A 19,068-nucleotide genomic window follows, 5' to 3' on the forward strand; every position below is an offset into this window, starting at 1 on the left:
TGATGCCTTGGCCCAGCGGACCGGTGGTGGTTTCGACGCCGTCGGTGTAGCCGTATTCAGGGTGGCCCGGGGTTTTGGAATGCAGTTGACGGAACTGTTTCAGTTCGTCGATCGGCAGGTTGTAGCCCGACAGGTGCAACAACGAGTAAATCAGCATGGAGCCGTGACCGTTGGACAACACGAAGCGGTCGCGGTTGGCCCATTTCGGGTTATTGGGGTTGTGGTTCAGAAAATCGTTCCACAGTACTTCGGCGATATCGGCCATCCCCATCGGGGCTCCAGGGTGTCCTGAATTGGCTTTTTGTACCGCGTCCATGCTAAGTGCGCGGATGGCGTTCGCTAAGTCTCGACGCGAAGGCATGTTGGTCTCCTTTAACTTGTTATTTTAAGTGCACGTTTGTGGTGTCAAACGCCGCTCTGGCTGAGGCTTGGTAAATTTCAAGGAAGACCAATACCACACTCTTGCTCTTAGACTGCTGGAATCGGTATCACCTTGACGCCCACTTGTTATCTGTTGGGCCTACGGCAGGCTGCGCCAGACCGTAGGCTATACGCAATTATTCCAAATTGGCGTGTCTTGATCTCATTTCCTCTTCGGGAATACCTTTCTCGTGAATTACGTGAGAGATGGTAGCTTCCAAAAACAGCAAGGTGGACAATTCAAACACAGTACCCATAGGCATGCCTTTAACTTTGCCGTATTGCTCGGAACGGCCGATTTGCAGCGTAATATCCGCCATATCGCCAATAGTCGAGTCGTCCTTGGCTGAAATCAATACGATTTTAGCGCCGACTTCTTTCGCTTTTTTGGTAAACGCGATCAATTGCTCTGTTTCGCCAGAACCGGAAATGATGATTAACAAATCACCGTTTTTAATGCTCGGCGTTACAATTTCCCCAACAACACTGACGTCATAACCGCCGTGCATCAAGCGCATGGCGAAGAAATTACCAACGAGCTTCGAGCGACCGGCACCAGAGACGAAGATTCTCTTGGCTTGATCCAGCATATCGACCAAAGCTTTGTCGTGCGAATCGGGGGTGGCTTCCAGAATGCTGGAAATTTTGTTTATGATTAACTCTTGATGCATGGCTTACACCGCCGCCGCGTCAACCAATTCACGGATTTCACGAGCCGCTTCGGCAGGTGATGGCGCACCGTAAATAGCCGCACCGACGACGATGATATTGGCACCGGCTTTAACGGTTTGGTCGATGGTTGCAGGTTTAATACCGCCGGCAACAGAAACGCGAACGTTCAAACCCAAAGAAGCGACTTCATTCAAGTCGGTGAATGGGGTTTGACCAGCCGCTTGCGCGTCCAGACCGGTGTGAACGCCCATGATTTGCGCGCCCAGTTTGGCTGATTCGCGTGCGCACTCGGATTTGCTTGGCACGTTGATGAGGTCAACTTGTACTTCAGCAGCGTATTTTTTTGCCGCTTTGATTACGCCACCGATGGTAGCCAAACCGGATACGCCCAATACGGTGCAGATATCTGCGCCGGCTGCGTAGAAAGCGCCTGCTTCGTATTCGCCGGCGTCCATGGTTTTCAGGTCGACCAACAACAATTTGTCTGGGTAACGGTTTCTCAACTCTTTCACCAAGTTGACGCCGTTATATTTGATGCAAGGGGTACCGATTTCAAAGATATCGACATAAGGGGCGACTTGGTCAGCCAATGCCACAGTTTGGTTGAAATCCAGTGAGTCCAACGCCATTTGAATTAATGGTCTTGCCATGTGATGTGCTCCGAAAGTTTTTAATTTTTAGTAATAGCCGATTCTTGCAAATTGCCACAACCCGCTAGGCTTGTCACGTACGTGTGATGCATCTGTAACTGTAAGATAGAAACAGCAGGTATGTCAATCCTTAGCAACCGCAAGCGCCACATAGGCTGACGACGCAATCGAAATGCTACATTTGCGTAACGGACAGATCGCATGCCACTAAAAACCCTTCCCACCCCGCACCTCGGAACTACACCGCAATCGATCGCGTTATTGCCAAACCGGAATTGCAAAACTCGGCAACAAACCGCACACTTCGACACTGCACTTCCGACACAGGAGGATAGCTGATTGAGACGCCTGTTTTTTGCACTATGGCCCACTCCGGCCACGCGTTCGGCATGCGCCGCCGTTTGCAAACAACTGGCTGGTTGCGGCAAACCGGTTGCAACACACAATCTGCACATTACCTTGCTATTTTTGGGCAAGGTCAACGCCAAGCAGCAGGCAGAGGTGACGCAGGAAGCGGCCAAACTCAAAGATATTCCAACCGAGCTTGTATTAGACCGACTGGATTTCTGGGAAAAACCGAAAGTCTTGTGCCTGACAGCCAGCGGTTTCGATCCAAACTTCCTGCGATTCCACACCGAGCTGGCCGGAATTGCAGACCGAAGCGGCATTATTACCGACTGCCGGCCTTACAAGCCACATGCCACGTTAACCAAAAAAGCCCGCTGCAAACCCGAAGTGAATATAACCCCTGTCTTGTGGCAATCGAACGGATTTTGCCTGACGGAATCCCTCCAAACCCCTTCGGGCGTAGAATACCGGATCGTCGAACGATGGCACGACATCAATGCATAAACTCGTGAAGGAGAACGCATGCCTTACCTGAAACTCAACACCAACTCCCCAGTAAATGTCGAGCAAGCCAAGGAATTACTCGGCGAATTATCCAAACTTGTCGCAACCGAGACCGGTAAACCCGAACGCTACGTGATGGTTCAATTGGCCAGCGAGGGCTCTATGCTTTTCGCCGGCAACGACCAGCCCCTGGCCTACTTGGAATGCAAAAGTATCGGCTTGACCAAAAACCAAGCACAAAACTTAGCCGCAGAGCTGTGCCAGCTCCTGTCAAATAAACTGGAGATCAAGCCGGATCGGATTTATATCGAGTTCAGTAATTGTCCGGCGGAATTTTGGGGCTGGAACGGCGGCACTTTCGGCTAAAGCCCGCCCCCCTATAAAACAGCCGATCGACCTCCAGGGGGCGGAGCAATCGGTTGCGACACCAGCCGCAACACAATTCAATCAAGAGCCTGAAATCAGGCGCCTATTTGGCTTTTTTCGGTTCTGCCGGCTTTTCCGGTTTCGCTGGCTTTTCCGCTGCCGCTGAATCGCCGAATATTATGTTCTTCTCGTTTTGCTGAACCGTTTTTGCACCGATACCAGGGACATTTTCCAGATCCTTTGGCGTCTTAAAATCCCCATGCTCCTTTCGGTACTGCAAAATCGCTTCCGCTTTCTTCGGCCCGATTCCGGTTAACTCCTTAGCGATGGTCTCGGCATCCGCTCGATTGATGTCAATCGGCTCGGCAAACACAGAGAAGGAACATAACATCAAAATGGTAATTAATTTTTTCATATTTGGACTCCCGTTTTAATGGTTGACTGCCTGAAAAAACCGAACCCATGTCGGCGCATTTTTCAAGCTAGGCAATTCTAGAATGTTACTTGAGAATTACAATAATTTAGAATTGCCAACCTATATCTAAACGCTAGCCTTCAGAATCGCCCGCATCGGCGCCGGCAAACCTTCGCTGGTCAACTTGGGAGAACCCGGATCGAGAAAATCGGCCAAGGAATGAAACCGCATCCATTCCGTACTGCGCTGCTCCTCGACCGTGGTTTTGCCGACATGCAACAACTGAATATCCTTATAACCGCAACGCTGCATCCATAACTCCAGCGCCTGACAACTGGGCAAAAACCAGACGTTGCGCATTTGCGCGTAACGGCCGGCCGGCAGCAAAACCTGGCGCTCGTCACCCTCGACCACCAGCGTTTCCAGAACCAACTCGCCGCCCGGCCGCAAACAACCTTTCAATTCCAACAAATGATCGATCGGCGAGCGCCTGTGGTACAACACCCCCATCGAAAACACAGTATCGAACCATCCCAAATTGGCCGGCACGTCTTCGATCCCCAGCGGCAAGACGTAAATCGGCGCCAGCCCGTGGAGCTTACGTATCGCCTGAAACTGCATCACGCTGAGCATGGTAGGATCGATGCCAACCACCAACCGCGCCCCCGCTCCCAGCATTCGCCAACAGTGGTAACCATTACCGCAGCCGACGTCGAGCACTGCCCGGTTTGACAGCGGAGCGATCCCATTTTTCAGCCGCTCCCATTTCCAATCGGAACGCCATTCGGTATCGATATCGATGCCAAATATCCGGTAAGGCCCTTTCCGCCAAGGATGCAACTTCATCAGCTGTTCGCGCAATTGCTGTCTGGCAACATCGGAAATATCCGAATCGACACCGATCCGCACCGCATTCGCCAAATCGATACTGGAGGCCGGGTAACGCGGCAAATCATCAACCACCTGGCGCCAACGCGGCAAATCGCCGTGCGCGGCATCGCTAAACGCCGCGGCCAATTGTCCGGGCAAACTCTCACCCCAGACCCGGTCACCCGCCTCCCGTAGTGAGGCGTACAAATCGTCGTAACCTAGCATTTCAACGCAATCATCGATGCGAAGTTGAAATACTGGAACCAGACCTCGACACTGGAAAAGCCTAGCGAAACCAAGCGCTGCCGATGCACTGCAAACGTTTCCGGAATCAGCACGTTTTCCAGCGCACTGCGCTTTTGGCTGATTTCCAGCTCGCTGTAGCCCTGTGCCTTTTTGAACAAGTGGTGCATCTCGGTCTGCAATTCCTGTTGCCGAGTATCGTCAAACGCCAATTTTTCCGACAAAATCAAAATTCCGCCGGGCAACAATCCACCATAGAGCTTGGCCAAGAAAGCCTCCCGGTCCGCCAACGGAATAAATTGCAGCGTAAAATTCAACACCACGACCGACGCGTTCTCGATCGGGATGTCGCGAATGTCGGCACACACCACATCCACCCCCGCGACCGCAGAGTCCGCTAGATTTTTCCGACACTGCTCGACCATTGCTTCGGAACAATCGACGGCCACGACACGACAATTCTTCGCGGTGATTTGCCGCCGCATAGCCAGACTCGCCGCCCCCAGAGAACAGCCCAAGTCGAAGCAAACGCTGTCATCCCTGGCAAAGCGGCCGGCCAACAGGCCGATGGCCGAGATAATCGCCGGATAGCCGGGCACCGAACGCTGAATCATGTCCGGAAACACCTTGACCACGGCTTCGTCGAATTTAAATGCGCCGACTTCGCCAAGCGGATTGGCGTAAAGAGAATCTTTGAGGGATGACATGAACAGGAAGCTGGATTCCGGCCCCACCTGCAGGCGCGGCCGGAATCCGAGGAGAACACTTAGGAGTTGTTTTTGGCGTTTAGCGCTTCAGTATTGCGTTTCGCCAACTGATTGATCACTTCCTGCAACGAACCGGTACGCTCGACTTCGTTTTTGAAACTGGTCCGATAGTTGGTCACTAAACTGACGCCTTCGATCATGATGTCGTAAGCTTTCCACTGGCCTTTAACGTTCAACATCCGGTAATTGACCGCTATCGGCTGCAGCCCCGGCTGCAATACTTCGGTTTTGATCAAGACTTTGCGCTCGTCCTCTTCCGGCGTCACCGGCAAAAACCGGATCGACCAGTCCTTAAACTCGAAAAACGCTCTGGAATAGGTTCTGATCAACAAAGTTTGAAATTCCTTTTTAAAACTTTCCTTCTCAGAGGGGGAAGCGTCCTTCCACAGCTTACCCAGCACCAGCGACGAAATCAGATCGAAATCCACATGCGGATAAATCACCTCTTGAACGAAGGCATTGATTTTTTGGAAATCGTGCGGAAAATTCGGGTCCTGCAGACGTTGCTTGAGCTTATTGGAAGCGTCTTCAATCGCCATTTGCGGTTCGCTTAGGTCGGCGGCCGCTACCGGCGCGATCGTAGACAAGACTGCAAATACGCTAAAAACCAACACAGACATAAAACGCATATAAGTTCGGATACTCATAAAATCATCTCAAAAGGAATTGCCGGCTAAATTAGAGTGCCCCGATTCGATACACTGCTAGAATAAAGGCCTGAGCCGGTCAAGCGAAAGACTTCGGTCCACCCTCCTTGGATCGACCAATGCCCTATTATATTACTATGGATCAGATGCCACACCCTAAAGACTTTTTCCCAGCCACCCGGATGCGGCGCATGCGCTTTCAGACTTTTTCCCGCCGGCTGATGCAGGAGAACCGCCTAAGCTGTGACGACTTGATTTGCCCGCTGTTTGTCATCGAAGGCCAAAACCAGCAGCAATCCGTCGCCTCAATGCCCGGTGTCAACCGGTTGTCGATAGACTTGTTACTCAAGGAAGCGGAAACCTTGTTGGAGCTGGGCATACCCGCGATAGCCTTGTTTCCCGTGATTGATCCGGCCCAGAAGTCCTTGGCGGCAGAGGAAGCATTCAACCCGGACGGCCTGGCGCAACGCTGCGTAAGAGCGCTGAAAGCTGAGCTGCCGGAACTCGGCGTAATCACCGATATCGCCTTGGACCCGTTCACATCGCACGGCCAAGACGGCCTGCTGAATGAACACGGCTACGTAGTCAACGACGAAACTGTGGCCGTGCTATGCAAGCAGGCCTTATCCCACGCCGAAGCCGGCGCCGACATTGTCGCGCCATCGGACATGATGGACGGCCGGATCGGCGCGATTCGTAATACTTTGGAGAACCACGGTTTTACCAACACCCGGATTCTGGCTTATTCGGCCAAATACGCCTCCAGTTTTTACGGTCCGTTCCGTGACGCGGTCGGCTCGGCCGGTAACTTGGCCGGCGGCAACAAATACAGCTACCAGATGGACCCGGCCAATTCGGACGAAGCCCTGCGCGAAATCGCGCTGGATCTGCAGGAAGGCGCCGACATGATCATGGTCAAACCCGGCATGCCTTATCTGGACATCATCCGCCGCGCCAAAGACCACTTTGGCGTACCGACCTTCGCCTATCAGGTCAGCGGCGAATACGCCATGCTGAAGGCTGCCAGCGCCAACGGCTGGCTGGACGAACGGCAAGTCGTGCTGGAATCGCTGCTGGCCTTCAAACGCGCCGGCTGCGACGCCATCCTGACCTATTACGCCAAAGCCGCCGCCCAGTGGCTCAGCCGAGGATGATCTCCGGCATGAACGATAACCTCAACAGCGTCGCCAACATCCCCGACTCGAGCCTATCCGATCAATACGCGGTATTCGGCCATCCGATCAACCACAGTAAATCGCCCAGAATACACAAACTGTTTGCCGAGCAAACCGGGCAAAATCTGGCGTACTCGGCACAGGACGTCCCCGCGGACAACTTTACAGCCGCGGCAGATGCTTTTTTTAGCGCCGGCGGCAAAGGCCTGAACTGCACGGTGCCATTGAAGGAACTGGCGTGGCGTTATGCAGACCGACTCAGCGAGGCCGCCGAAGCGGCCAAGGCGGTAAATACCCTGGCGTTGACCGCCGACGGCAGCATTTTGGGCGAGAATACCGACGGCACCGGCCTGTTGAACGACCTGACCGCGAACCTGCAGCTCAATCTGCCGGGAACCGCCATTCTGATCCTCGGTGCAGGCGGCGCCTGCCGCGGCATTGTCGCCCCGTTGCTGAAGCAAAAGCCGGCCAGCCTGGTGATCGCCAATCGCACGCCGGCCAGAGCTCATACCATCGCCGACGACTTCAATTTTCTCGGCGCGGTGGACGCCTGCGGTTACGACGCCCTGGCCGGCCGCTGTTTCGATCTGATCATCAACGCCACCGCGGCCAGCCTTAGCGACGAACTCCCGCCGCTTCCCGCCGGCCTGCTCGCCGAAAACGGCACCTGCTACGACTTGGCCTACGCCAACCGGCCGACCGCCTTCGTCCGCTGGGGCTTGGCCAATGGCGCGGCAAAAAGTGTCGACGGTTTAGGCATGTTGGTGGAACAAGCCGCCGAGGCGTTCTATATTTGGCGAGGAGTCCGCCCTGCCACCGCACCGGTGATCGGCTTGCTCGACCAAGAACGCCGAGAGACCAACTGAACCCGGACAAATGACAAACACGCCGACAAACGGCGACAATCACCCGCAAAACGACTTCTATACGGTTATTGGAACAGCATGAGTGGAATCAGATCTTTTTTCGAAAAAGCCCAGGCCAAGCTGCACAAGCAACACGCCGGACAACCCATTACACCGGAGACGTTGAAACAGCTATTTCCGATCCGGAATCTCAGCGACGAAATCCTGCAAACCTTTTCCACCGACAACCACGTGGAAAGCCTGAGCGCGGGTAGTATCCTTTATAACGTCAACGAACAGGCCACCTGCGCGATTTACCTGTTGCAGGGCACCGTCACGCTGGCCGACCACAACGGCAAGAGTTACGAAATCGTGGCCGGCAGCGCCCAAGCCAAGTTTCCGATCTGTAGCGGCACCAAGCACACCGCCACCGCGACCGCCAAAACCGACGTCGACATCCTGCGGGTATCGTTGAAAATCATGTTGACGCCCAGTCGGCAGGACCACGGCAAACTGGAAATACCCGAAGAGTTGCATGACAACCGGCTGCTGGCGTTGTTCGCCGAACACTTCCAGAATTCCGACCACGAAATCGAAATACCGTCCCTGCCGGAAGTCGCCATCAATCTGCGCAAGGCCATCCAAAAAGATGTCAATATCGACGAAGCGGTCAAGATCATCCAACTCGATCCCGCGATCTCCGCCAAATTGATCGAAGTTGCCAACTGCCCGCTGTACTTGACCTCGGTGCGCGCCAAAAACTGTAAAGAAGCCGTGATTCGCATCGGCTTGAACGCCACCCGCAATTTGGTCACCGCGTTGAGCATGAGGCAAATTTTCAAAAGCAAATCGCCACTGATCAAAAGCCATTTGGAAAACTTATGGAAACAAAGCCTGTATTTGTCGGGCCTTTGCCACGTGCTGGCCAGCCATACCCGCGAACAAAATCCGGAGAACGCGCTGTTGGCGGGCTTGGTTTGCGACATCGGCGTGATCCCGTTCCTGAACTTCGTCGCCAATCTGCCTAACGAATACCACAACGAAAGCGAGATCGAACAAGCCATCCCGGTCATCAAGGGGCCGGTCGGCGCCGTGGTCTTAAAAGAATGGGATTTTGCGGAAGAATTCCTCGACGTTGCTCTGTCCAGCAGCAATTGGTACCAAAACAGCCATGAAAAACTGACGCTGACCGATATCGTAGTGTTGTCGCGCCTGCATGCGCAGATAGGCAAAACCGCGTCTTCCGAGCTGCCGGCGATCACTGCCATTCCGGCCGCCAGCAAACTGAAAAATTTCTCGTTGTCTCCGGAAAACACACTGGCGATCCTACACGACGCCAAAGCCAAAATTCACGAAGCCCTGAGTATTTTCTCGACCTGACCGCATGTTCTTAAAGCTATTTAAAAAAACCGCCGAACCGAGCCAGCGAGCGGAGAAAACTCGCGAAGCAACGACAGCGCAATTGCCGCTCCAGTTTTTGCAACAGCTGATCCCGGTAGGCGAATTACCGGTCACGGAGCTGAAAACCTTGCCCATCAGATTGCGTAATTTCAATCCGGGGGACTTGCTGTTCAACCGTGGCGAGCAGACGGAGGAAGTGGCATACCTTTACAGCGGCCAAGTATTTATGGAAGCCGCCAACGGTGCTGGATACATGGTGGAAGCCGGCACCTTCAAAGCTTGCTATCCGCTGGCGACCTCCGGCGAACAGAACTTCAACGCCATCGCCAAATCTGCGTTGCAAGCCGTCTACCTGCCGCTGTCCGCCTTGCAACGCAGCAGCAAACTGGCCGACCAGACCGCGCTGAATCTGGAACAAGTCCCACAAGCCTTGCGCAATACGGTGTTGTTCCAACGCTTCTGCCAAGCTTTCAAGGCCGACAACCTGCACGTCCCCAGCCTGCCCGACGTAGCACTGAGGCTGCGTAGCGCGTTGCAAAAAGACATCAGCATCGGCGATGCAGTCAAAATCCTGAATTTGGATCCGGTGATTTCCTCGAAACTGATCCAGGTCGCCAACAGCCCAATCTATCGCAGCAACCGGCCGATCACCAGCAGCCACGACGCCGTCAACCGGCTCGGCTTCAAGACCACACAAAATCTGGCGACCAGCATCAGTCTGCACCAACTGTTCAAGAGCCGAAACAAACTCTTGAACCAGTTGGCACAGTCGCTTTGGAAACAAAGCATCCAGGTTGCCAGCCTCAGTTACACCCTGGCCGGGCTCAGCGGCAAAATCAATGCCGACGAAGCCTTGCTGGCCGGCTTGACTCATAACATCGGCGCCCTCCCGATCGTAACGCTAGCGGAAACGCTGGACCCAGCTGAATACAACGAAACCGAACTGCGAGCCGCTATCGATCATTTGCAGGGGGTGGTTGGTACGTTTATCCTCAAGAAATGGCACTTTCCGGACAGTCTGCAACAGATTCCATTAAACACCGATAACTGGTATTTCGACGACGCCAAGCCGCTGCAAGTGAACGATATCGTCTTGCTGGCAAAATTCCACAGCCGGCTCGGCGGCCCGCTAAGCCAAAACTTGCCGCCGCTGAACACTTTACCGGCCTTCCACAAACTGGGCGACAATGCGCTGACGCCCGACATGTCCCTGAAAGCGCTGCAAGATGCCAAACAGCAAATAGCGGAGGCGCTGAATTTCTTCCGGACCTGATACCAGCCGGTGCAACAACGCCTAAGCTCCCCAGACGCGGGCAGCTTCAAGCCCCCGCATCCTTACTTGACAAGCCGGACGCTTTCCAACTTACGCCGCTCCCCAACCGTTTGCTCCTGTACAAATCGTTCGAATTTCCGGAATATAGTGGCAATATCCGCATCGTGCGGAAAACTGCTTGTGCCGCAGCCGAACGGAATCAACACAATCGGCGTCACTGATCCTGGCTTACGGCGCAAGCGCAGTGCAAAGGCTCCCCGGAGTTCGACGCAAATCCCGACGCTAGCAGGCTCAACCTAAGCAAATTGCATCAGGATTTTGCGTAGGCGATATCGCACGACACCCACACCGTGGGTCGAGCGACGCGGCTGCCGTGCTGACATCGTTTTTCATTTTTTCATCTAAATTGGCACCGACATGACCAACCCGTTACTCGTACAGACCGAATTGCCCCAATTTTCCAAAATACTGCCCGAACACGTCGAACCGGCCATAGACCAATTGCTGGCCGAGGCTAGAGCCACGATCGAAAAACAACTCGCAGGCGGCGAGGCCTACTCTTGGCACAACCTGATCGACCCGATCGAAACTGCCGAAGACCGGCTGAATAAAGCCTGGTCGCCGGTCAGCCACATGAATTCGGTAGTCAACAGCGAAGCCATGCGCGACGCTTACAACGCCTGCCTGGGCAAATTGAGCGCATATTCGACCGAAGTGGGCCAGAACAAGGCGCTGCAACAGGCGTATAAAGCCGTCCGCGACAGCACCGAATTCGCTGCGCTGGATCGCGCCCAACAAAAGATTATCGACAATGCATTACGCGACTTTCATCTGTCAGGCGTCGATTTGCCGGCGGACAAACAGGCCCGCTTCAAGGAAATCAGCCAGCAATTGTCCAAACTTGCCAGCCAGTTCGAGGAAAATCTGCTGGATGCTACCAACGCCTGGCACAAACAAATCACCCATGTCGACGATCTGGCCGGGCTACCGGAATCCGCGTTGGCGCAAGCCAAGCAGGCGGCCGACGCCGAGGGCAAGGACGGCTGGCTGATCAACCTGCAATTCCCGTCCTATCTGGCGATCATGACCTACGCCGATAACCGCGATTTACGCCGCGAACATTACGAAGCCTTCTGTACCCGTGCCTCGGACCAAGGTCCGCACGCCGGGCGCTGGGACAACTCGGAAATCATGGAGCAGATCCTGGCCTTGCGCCACGAAAAAGCCCAATTGCTGGGCTTCGACAACTACGCCGAGTATTCGCTCGCCACCAAAATGGCCAAGTCCACCGAGGATGTCGTTCAATTTCTGGAAGATCTGGCGGACAAATCCTGGCGCCAAGCCCGCCGCGATCTGGCGGAACTGAAAGAATACGCCGCGCAACAACACGGCCTGCAAGATTTGCAAGCCTGGGATATCGGTTATTACTCGGAAAAAATGCGCCAACATTACTATCAGTTGTCGCAAGAAGAAGTAAAAGCTTATTTCCCCGACAGCAAAGTGGTGCCGGGCCTGTTTGCGATTGTAGAGCGACTGTTCGGCCTCCAAATTTCCGAGCTCAAAGACTTCGACACCTGGCATCCCGACGTCCGCTTTTACCAAATTCTCGACCGCAACGGCCAACTGCGCGGCCGCTTCTTCCTTGATTTATATGCCCGTGCCAAAAAGCGCGGCGGCGCCTGGATGGACGATTGCGTCTGCCGCAAGAAATCCGCAGACGGCCATTTGCAAACCCCGGTAGCGTATCTGACTTGCAATTTCACGCCGCCGACCGGCAACGATCCCGCCCTGCTGACCCACGACGAAGTGGAAACCCTGTTCCACGAATTCGGCCACGGCTTACACCACATGCTGACTCAGATCGATTACCTGGGCGTTTCCGGCATCAACGGCGTGGAATGGGACGCCGTTGAGTTGCCCAGTCAATTCCTGGAAAACTGGTGTTGGGATCGAGAAGCGCTGGGCTTGATTTCCGGCCACTACCAAACCGACGCACCGTTACCGGACACGCTATATGCCAAAATGCTGGCCGCCAAAAATTTCCAGGCCGGCATGATGATGGTGCGGCAACTGGAATTCAGCTTGTTCGACTTCAAAATCCACCAACATTTCGATCCAGCCAAGGGCGGCCGGATCTATCCGACTTTACAGCAAGTGCGCGAGCAGGTCGCGGTGGTCAAGCCGCCCGAGTTCAACCGCTTCGCCCACAGCTTTTCCCATATCTTCGCCGGCGGCTACGCGGCGGGCTATTACAGTTACAAATGGGCGGAAGTGCTGTCGGCCGATGCCTTCTCGCTGTTCGAAGAAAACGGCATCTTCGACCAGGCGACCGGCGAGGCATTCTTGCACAATATCCTTGAGCAGGGCGGCAGCGCCGACGCGATGACCTTGTTCAAAAACTTCCGCGGCCGGGAACCGAATATCGATGCGTTATTGCGCCACAACGGCATTGCCGCCTAACGGCCATATCGGCTGTTTGGCCGAGTTGCCAAACGGCCGGATTTTTTACTCTCAGGAGCAACCATGAAACATTGCCCTCAGTGCGGTCAGGCCCGAATCGGCGAGGAATTCAAATGCCCGAACTGCGACGTGTTTTATTCGCAGCTGGACGAGTTGCTGTTCGAGGAACAGCAGCGCCTGGAACGCGACACCCTGGCAGGAGCAATCAAACGCATCCGCGCCGCAACCGACCGCAAGCAGGCGATGAAACAGGAATTGGCCGCGTTATGGCGCAAAACGCCGTTGCGAACCAAAATCGTGTTGTGGACCGTCATCGCTTTTCTGTTCGTCCTGATCGTGCCGGTGATTTGACGGTCGAATTCGGATGGCAGCATTGCAAATACTGGCCGCCCTGCTCTACGCGAATCTCGGCGAATGGCTAATGCATAAGTACCTGCTGCATGGCCTGGGCAAGAATCCCGACAGCATTTGGGCTTACCACTGGCACCAGCACCACAGGATTTGCGCGGAACAAGGTATGCGCGATCCAGGCTATAGCAGCTTACGCTGGACCTGGAACGCGCAGACCAAAGAAATGGCCGTATTGGCGCTTATCGTAACGCTGCATCTGCCTTTGGCGCTCGACCTGCCGTTCTTCGTGCTGGCACTGTATGCGTCGCTGGCGCTGTATTACTACAAACACCGCCGCGCCCATCTCGATCCCGATTGGGCAAAGCGGCACTTACCCTGGCACTACCAGCACCATCTGCAGGCAGGTAACGGCAATTGGTGCGTAACCTGGCCTTGGTTCGATTACGTTTTCGGTACCCGCTTGAACAATTAGACCGGCGAGCCTACGAACTAAACCCGGCATTCCGGATTCCGTTAAACTTTGCGGGCGAATGCGATGCCAGCGGACCAACCTTTCCATCGGACATCCAATCATCTACTTTGGTATGAAATATAGAGACCTACGCGACTTCATCCAGCAACTGGAAAAACAGGGCGAACTGAAGCGCATCAAACACGAAATCGATCCGGTTCTGGAAATGACCGTCATTTGCGACCGGGTGCTGAAACAAGGCGGCCCGGCATTGTTATTCGAAAACCCGAAAGGCTCGAATATTGCCGTACTCGGCAATCTGTTCGGCACGACCAAGCGGGTGGCGATGGGAATGGGTGCCAAGGATATCTCCGAGTTACGGGCGATCGGCGAAGTATTGGCTTACCTGAAGGAACCGGAACCGCCCAAAGGCGTGAAGGACGCACTGGAAAAGCTGCCGGTGTTCAAACAAGTACTGAACATGGCGCCGAAAGTCGTCAATAATCCGCCCTGTCAGGAAGTGATCAGGATCGGCGACGAAATCGATCTGACCGATTACCCGATTCAGACCTGCTGGCCGGAAGACGCCGCCCCCCTGATTACCTGGCCGCTGGTGATTACTCGCGGCCCCAATAAAGAGCGGCAAAACCTCGGCATCTACCGCCAGCAAGTCATCGGCAAAAACAAAGTCATCATGCGCTGGCTGGCCCATCGCGGCGGCGCGCTTGATTTTCGGGAATGGCAACAACAACGTCCCGGCGAACCGTTTCCGGTCGCGGTCGCCTTAGGCGCAGACCCGGCGACAATCCTGGCGGCGGTCACCCCGGTACCCGACCCTTTGTCGGAATACGCCTTCGCCGGCCTGCTGCGCGGCAGCAAGACCGAGGTGACCAAATGCCTGAGCAACGATCTGCAAGTACCGGCCAGCGCCGAAATCGTCCTGGAAGGCTTTATCTACCCAAACGAAACCGCGCCGGAAGGTCCCTATGGCGACCACACCGGCTATTACAACGAAGTCGACGAATTCCCGGTGTTCACGATCGAACGCATCACCCAGCGCCAGGTGCCGATTTACCACAGCACCTACACCGGCCGGCCGCCCGACGAGCCGGCGATTTTGGGCGTGGCCTTGAACGAAGTGTTCGTGCCGATTCTGCAGAAGCAGTTTCCGGAAATCGTCGATTTCTACCTGCCGCCGGAAGGCTGTTCCTACCGGATGGCGGTCATCAGCATGAAGAAACAATATGCCGGCCACGCCAAGCGGGTGATGCTCGGTACTTGGTCCTACTTGCGCCAGTTCATGTACACCAAATTCGTCATCGTGGTCGACGACGACGTGGACGTGCGCAACTGGCAGGACGTGATCTGGGCCATCACCACCCGGATGGACCCGGCTCGCGACTTGACGATCTTGGAAAACACGCCGATCGATTACCTGGACTTTGCCTCGCCGGTATCCGGCCTGGGCTCCAAAGTCGGCTTCGACGCTACCAACAAATGGCCCGGCGAAACCACACGCGAATGGGGGCGGCCGATTGTGATGCGGCCGGAGGTCATAAAAAAAGTCGACGCAATGTGGGATTCGCTGTTCAGTTAATGTAGACTGCAGGCTTTCAGTAATTAACTGTAGTCGCCGTAATGAAAATATTGGTCGCCGACGACCTGCCGGAAAACAGAATACTGCTGGAGAAATTGCTGACCCGGATGCAGCATCGGGTTATCTTGGCGGCAAACGGTCAGGAAGCCGTCGACCAGTTCGCCGCCACCGATCCCGATCTGGTACTGATGGACATCATAATGCCGACACTCGACGGCATCCAGGCAATCAAAGCCATCCGCGCACTGAATAGCAGCAAATGGACGCCGATTTTCGTCATCAGCGCACTGACCGAAACCGAAGACGTCGTCGCCGGTCTGGAAGCGGGGGCTGACGACTATTTACCGAAACCGTTCAATCAAGCCATCCTGCAAGCCAAGCTCAACTCGGTGCAGCGTTTTTTGGATATGCAACGCGTCATTGCCGCCGACACGGCGCAATTGAAGATGTACCACGACCGGAACGAAACCGAGCAATTGTTCCTGCAAAGCATTTTTGCCCGCTTGATCAGGCAAAACGATCTGAAAGACGACCATCTGCAATTTTGGCTGAAACCGGCCAACCGCTTCAGCGGCGATTTGATTTGCGCCCGCCGCGTCAGCCAACAGCAAATATATTTCATGCTGGCCGATTCAACCGGCCACGGCTTGGCGGCGGCGATTCCGACCGTCATAGTCAATCAGGCATTTCAGGCCATGACCCGAAAAGGCTTGGCAATTCCCGTTATCGTCAGGGAAATAAACCGCTTACTATTCACGCAGATACCGCCGGATCGCTTTGTGGCGCTGGCTATCGGCATGATAGACAGCACGCGGAAATCGATAGAACTGTGGAATGGCGGCTTGCCGAGCGCATTGGTCCTCGACTCTGCCGGCACAGCGATGCATTCCTTTAAATCTCGCCATACCTTTGCCGGCATCCTGGCCGACGAGGAATTCGATGACCGCTGCGAACTTTGGCAATGGGAATCCGCTTGCGAGTTATTTGTCTATTCCGACGGCCTGACCGACGCCCAAGATCCAGACCACGCATGTTTCGGTCAAGGCGGCTTGCTCGATACCTTGGCGGCCACTCCGGCCGGCCAACGCATCGATGCCGTCAAAGCGGCGCTGGAACGCCATTTGGCAATTCGCGAAGCCCACGACGACATCTCCTGCATGGCAATACGCTGCGTATAACGTTCCACCCTGGAGCAGCCGAATCTCCGCCGGGGCCTCGCCAGCGCCCACCACGCCACACGCATCGAACGTTATTAAAAAATGTCTTTCGAAACCACCTGCGATTCAAGCAGAATATGCGGGTACTTATAACTCTGCCGACCAAAGGCTCGCGCAATTGAACCTACATCCCGACTACCGGCAAATTTCGCATTGGGCGATCGCGTTGAGCGAACAACCCGACTACCAAGGCCTGACTTACCGCTTCCTGCATTTATTGGAAGATTTGCCCTGGATCGACCAGGCAGCTGCCTACGAAGTCTACGGCGAACGCAACCTAAAAACCGGCGAAGCCCGGTGTACCAGCGAGCAACTGGTGCGGCGCTTTCCGTTGGATTTTGCCGAGCAGCCGCAGGAAGAGGACATCGACCTGCTTAAGGAATTTAACAGCAGTGCCGATCTGACGCCTAGCAAACCCAATGCAGCTGGGCTGTTCACCCAAATCGTCGCTCCGGTACGCGAGCTGGGCGGACCCGACCGGGCCTTACTACTGAAGGGAACGTTCGATCCACCGGCCTTGGCACTGCTTACCGATCTAATCTCGATTTACCGAAATCTGGTGGCGCTACACGACCGCAAGGAACGCGACCCATTGACCAAATTGCCTAACCGCCAGTCGTTCGACGCCCGCATGTTACAGGTCTGCGATTATTTCCGCTCGCATCCGATCAAGGATTGCTACTTGGAGAAGAGCTCCTGGATTGCCATGCTGGATATCGATCATTTCAAACGGATAAACGACACTCACGGCCATTTATACGGCGACGAAGTATTGCTGATGTTCAGCCAGGCGATGGAAAGACATTTCCGCTACAACGATTTTTTGTTCCGTTTCGGCGGCGAGGAATTTGTCGTGATATTGAATCTGGTCAATCAGGCCGACGCCGTGTCGACCTTCGAGCGGTTCCGCACCGCAATCGAGCGTCAGCAATTTCCGGTTGCCGGCCAAGTCACTGTCAGCATCGGCCTAACCCATATCGACCACCAAACTGAGCCGGCCCACTTGCTGGACAGGGCGGACAAAGCGCTTTACCAGGCCAAAGCCGGGGGCCGAAACAGGCTGGTAACCCACCCAAACCCGAATTCCGCTGCCGGTTAACACCGGCCAACCGGAGCTTTGTTAAGCCGGTAAACGAATCCCGATCTCGGCCATTCGGCAAAGCCTAGCCGGTAACGGCTTCGATATTGCCGACCACCTCATCGGAAGCCAATACCAAACCGCGCTTGAAACTCTCGCAAGCCAGGTCTTTTTCGCCGCGGCTGAACTGCACTTCGCCGAGTAATTGGTAAGCAGCGACCGACGGTTCGATATTCAGGCTTTTCAACAAGTACTGTTCGGCTTTTTCCATTTGTTGCACTTTCAAAGCCAGTTTGCCGAGCACGCGCAGCAACACGGCATTGGCCGGATGCACTGCCAACCATTGTTCTATCGACTGCAATTGCTTGGCGGAGTCGGAGGTTTCGACGTTAGCCAACAACACCAGCAAGGTATCATCCCAGCGCCGGCCCAACTGTTTCAGCATCGCCGGCTCGACGCTTTCGCCAGCGCCGGCACCGATCATTGCCGCAAAGTAAATATTGGCAATACCCGGCAGGATTTTGATATGGTCCGGCACGGTCTCCCAACAAGCTTGAACGGCTTGGGCGTCGTTCTGCTCGGCCGCTTGTTTCAACAACCGGCTGAAGGTCTCGGTTTCCAGCAACTTGACGTCGGCTTCCATCAGCACTTTATGTTGCTGCAAGGAGGGTAACAGCTTGCTCAGGCCTTCCCAATCGCCCAGGTGCTGGTAAGCCTGATGCATCATTTTCAACACCCTGGCATGGCCGGGGTTGATTGAATGCAATTTGCCCAAAGTCTCCAACGCCTGCTCGAATTGTTGTTCGGAAAGGTGCAACTCCGCTTGAGTCAAGCCAACCGTGATACTGGTATCGGACGATTGCGCCGCGGCTTTTTGCAGATACTCGTCACGTTTGTCCAGCGCCCCCCGCGATTGCGCCGCCCTCGCCGCGGTCAAATAGTGCAGCAGCGGCGCGCCGCTATTCGCGGCGTGCTTGACCAGAATTTTCTCGGCCCGCTCCCAGTTGCCGTCGGCGGCATCGAACAGACCGGCGATCAACGCTTCCTGGGAACGGTTGAATTTGATGTTGCGCCGGCGTTTGGATAGCTGCCCCGGCAGTCTGAGCAATACGCCCAGTAACCGGAAGAAGTTATACAACGCAAAAAAACCGATCACCGACGCCACGGCAAATACCGTCAGCGAGGTTTCCAACGACCAATGGCCGAAACCGATCAAGACATAGCCCGGATCGTTATACTCGGCCAACCAGCTGTGCAGCCAATACGCCGCAACAACCGCACAAAGCAGCGAGCCGAGGAAATAAACAAGATTCTTCAT

At 54.9% G+C, this 19,068-nt stretch carries 19 protein-coding genes and 1 pseudogene; 12 read left to right on the plus strand and 8 right to left on the minus strand.

Going from position 1 to position 19,068, the window contains the following annotated elements; translation table 11 throughout:
* The 3 genes and pseudogenes from C2U68_RS00315 to hxlA all read right to left on the minus strand — a co-directional run.
* A pseudogene (locus tag C2U68_RS00315) lies at window positions 1–361 on the minus strand (transketolase); the annotation flags it as partial.
* Window positions 362–557: 196 nt separating this feature from the next.
* Window positions 558–1,091 carry a 6-phospho-3-hexuloisomerase gene (gene hxlB / locus C2U68_RS21460; RefSeq protein ID WP_054763862.1) on the minus strand — a complete coding sequence of 178 codons (534 nt, stop codon included), beginning with the start codon at window positions 1,089–1,091 and terminating at the stop codon, window positions 558–560.
* Window positions 1,092–1,094: 3 nt separating this feature from the next.
* Window positions 1,095–1,742: a 3-hexulose-6-phosphate synthase gene (hxlA, locus tag C2U68_RS21465; RefSeq protein ID WP_260839145.1), complete on the minus strand. Its 648-nt coding sequence runs from the start codon at window positions 1,740–1,742 to the stop codon at window positions 1,095–1,097.
* Window positions 1,743–2,081: 339 nt separating this feature from the next.
* Between hxlA and thpR the strand changes: the two genes are divergently transcribed.
* Window positions 2,082–2,594: an RNA 2',3'-cyclic phosphodiesterase gene (gene thpR / locus C2U68_RS00325; RefSeq protein ID WP_140910513.1), complete on the plus strand. Its 513-nt coding sequence runs from the start codon at window positions 2,082–2,084 to the stop codon at window positions 2,592–2,594.
* A gap of 18 nt (window positions 2,595–2,612) precedes the next feature.
* Window positions 2,613–2,960, plus strand: a complete 348-nt coding sequence (locus C2U68_RS00330; protein WP_140910514.1) for a phenylpyruvate tautomerase MIF-related protein — start codon at window positions 2,613–2,615, stop codon at window positions 2,958–2,960.
* 103 nt (window positions 2,961–3,063) lie between these two features.
* Here C2U68_RS00330 and C2U68_RS00335 read toward each other — a convergent pair whose 3' ends face one another.
* The 4 genes from C2U68_RS00335 to C2U68_RS00350 all read right to left on the minus strand — a co-directional run bounded on the left by C2U68_RS00335 (window position 3,064) and on the right by C2U68_RS00350 (window position 5,884).
* Window positions 3,064–3,375, minus strand: coding sequence for a ComEA family DNA-binding protein (locus C2U68_RS00335; RefSeq protein ID WP_140910515.1), 312 nt, complete (start codon window positions 3,373–3,375; stop codon window positions 3,064–3,066).
* A 126-nt stretch (window positions 3,376–3,501) separates the two neighbouring features.
* Window positions 3,502–4,470 (minus strand): tRNA 5-methoxyuridine(34)/uridine 5-oxyacetic acid(34) synthase CmoB, encoded by a 969-nt coding sequence (gene cmoB, locus C2U68_RS00340; protein WP_140910516.1) that lies wholly within the window; start codon window positions 4,468–4,470, stop codon window positions 3,502–3,504.
* The gene (gene cmoA / locus C2U68_RS00345) at window positions 4,464–5,195 is read right to left on the minus strand and encodes a carboxy-S-adenosyl-L-methionine synthase CmoA (RefSeq protein ID WP_140910517.1); all 732 of its coding nucleotides are present in this window, start codon (window positions 5,193–5,195) and stop codon (window positions 4,464–4,466) included. The genes cmoB and cmoA overlap by 7 nt, the downstream gene beginning before the upstream one ends.
* Window positions 5,196–5,254: 59 nt before the next feature.
* On the minus strand, window positions 5,255–5,884 hold the full coding sequence (locus C2U68_RS00350; RefSeq protein WP_140910518.1) for a phospholipid-binding protein MlaC: 630 nt from the start codon (window positions 5,882–5,884) through the stop codon (window positions 5,255–5,257).
* A 164-nt stretch (window positions 5,885–6,048) separates the two neighbouring features.
* Between C2U68_RS00350 and hemB the strand changes: the two genes are divergently transcribed.
* The 10 genes from hemB to C2U68_RS00400 all read left to right on the plus strand — a co-directional run bounded on the left by hemB (window position 6,049) and on the right by C2U68_RS00400 (window position 17,771).
* Complete coding sequence (gene hemB, locus C2U68_RS00355; protein ID WP_140910562.1) at window positions 6,049–7,056, plus strand: porphobilinogen synthase; 1,008 nt, start codon at window positions 6,049–6,051, stop codon at window positions 7,054–7,056.
* A gap of 8 nt (window positions 7,057–7,064) precedes the next feature.
* Window positions 7,065–7,943 (plus strand): shikimate dehydrogenase, encoded by an 879-nt coding sequence (aroE, locus tag C2U68_RS00360; protein ID WP_140910519.1) that lies wholly within the window; start codon window positions 7,065–7,067, stop codon window positions 7,941–7,943.
* Window positions 7,944–8,021: 78 nt separating this feature from the next.
* A complete protein-coding gene (locus C2U68_RS00365; RefSeq protein WP_140910520.1) occupies window positions 8,022–9,302 on the plus strand; it encodes an HDOD domain-containing protein in 1,281 nt (426 codons plus the stop codon).
* 4 nt (window positions 9,303–9,306) lie between these two features.
* Window positions 9,307–10,596 carry an HDOD domain-containing protein gene (locus tag C2U68_RS00370; RefSeq protein WP_140910521.1) on the plus strand — a complete coding sequence of 430 codons (1,290 nt, stop codon included), beginning with the start codon at window positions 9,307–9,309 and terminating at the stop codon, window positions 10,594–10,596.
* A gap of 417 nt (window positions 10,597–11,013) precedes the next feature.
* Window positions 11,014–13,056 (plus strand): oligopeptidase A, encoded by a 2,043-nt coding sequence (prlC, locus tag C2U68_RS00375; RefSeq protein ID WP_140910522.1) that lies wholly within the window; start codon window positions 11,014–11,016, stop codon window positions 13,054–13,056.
* 63 nt (window positions 13,057–13,119) lie between these two features.
* On the plus strand, window positions 13,120–13,407 hold the full coding sequence (locus C2U68_RS00380; RefSeq protein ID WP_140910523.1) for a hypothetical protein: 288 nt from the start codon (window positions 13,120–13,122) through the stop codon (window positions 13,405–13,407).
* 13 nt (window positions 13,408–13,420) lie between these two features.
* A complete protein-coding gene (locus C2U68_RS00385; RefSeq protein ID WP_140910524.1) occupies window positions 13,421–13,879 on the plus strand; it encodes a sterol desaturase family protein in 459 nt (152 codons plus the stop codon).
* A gap of 112 nt (window positions 13,880–13,991) precedes the next feature.
* Window positions 13,992–15,455, plus strand: coding sequence for a 4-hydroxy-3-polyprenylbenzoate decarboxylase (gene ubiD / locus C2U68_RS00390; protein WP_140910525.1), 1,464 nt, complete (start codon window positions 13,992–13,994; stop codon window positions 15,453–15,455).
* A 41-nt stretch (window positions 15,456–15,496) separates the two neighbouring features.
* Window positions 15,497–16,633 (plus strand): PP2C family protein-serine/threonine phosphatase, encoded by a 1,137-nt coding sequence (locus C2U68_RS00395; protein ID WP_140910526.1) that lies wholly within the window; start codon window positions 15,497–15,499, stop codon window positions 16,631–16,633.
* A 157-nt stretch (window positions 16,634–16,790) separates the two neighbouring features.
* On the plus strand, window positions 16,791–17,771 hold the full coding sequence (locus tag C2U68_RS00400; protein WP_140910527.1) for a GGDEF domain-containing protein: 981 nt from the start codon (window positions 16,791–16,793) through the stop codon (window positions 17,769–17,771).
* Between the two features lie 64 nt (window positions 17,772–17,835).
* Here C2U68_RS00400 and C2U68_RS00405 read toward each other — a convergent pair whose 3' ends face one another.
* The gene (locus C2U68_RS00405) at window positions 17,836–19,068 is read right to left on the minus strand and encodes a heme biosynthesis HemY N-terminal domain-containing protein (RefSeq protein WP_140910528.1); all 1,233 of its coding nucleotides are present in this window, start codon (window positions 19,066–19,068) and stop codon (window positions 17,836–17,838) included.

The organism is Methylomonas koyamae (genome assembly GCF_006483455.1).
Classification (GTDB): Bacteria; Pseudomonadota; Gammaproteobacteria; order Methylococcales; family Methylomonadaceae; genus Methylomonas; species Methylomonas koyamae_B.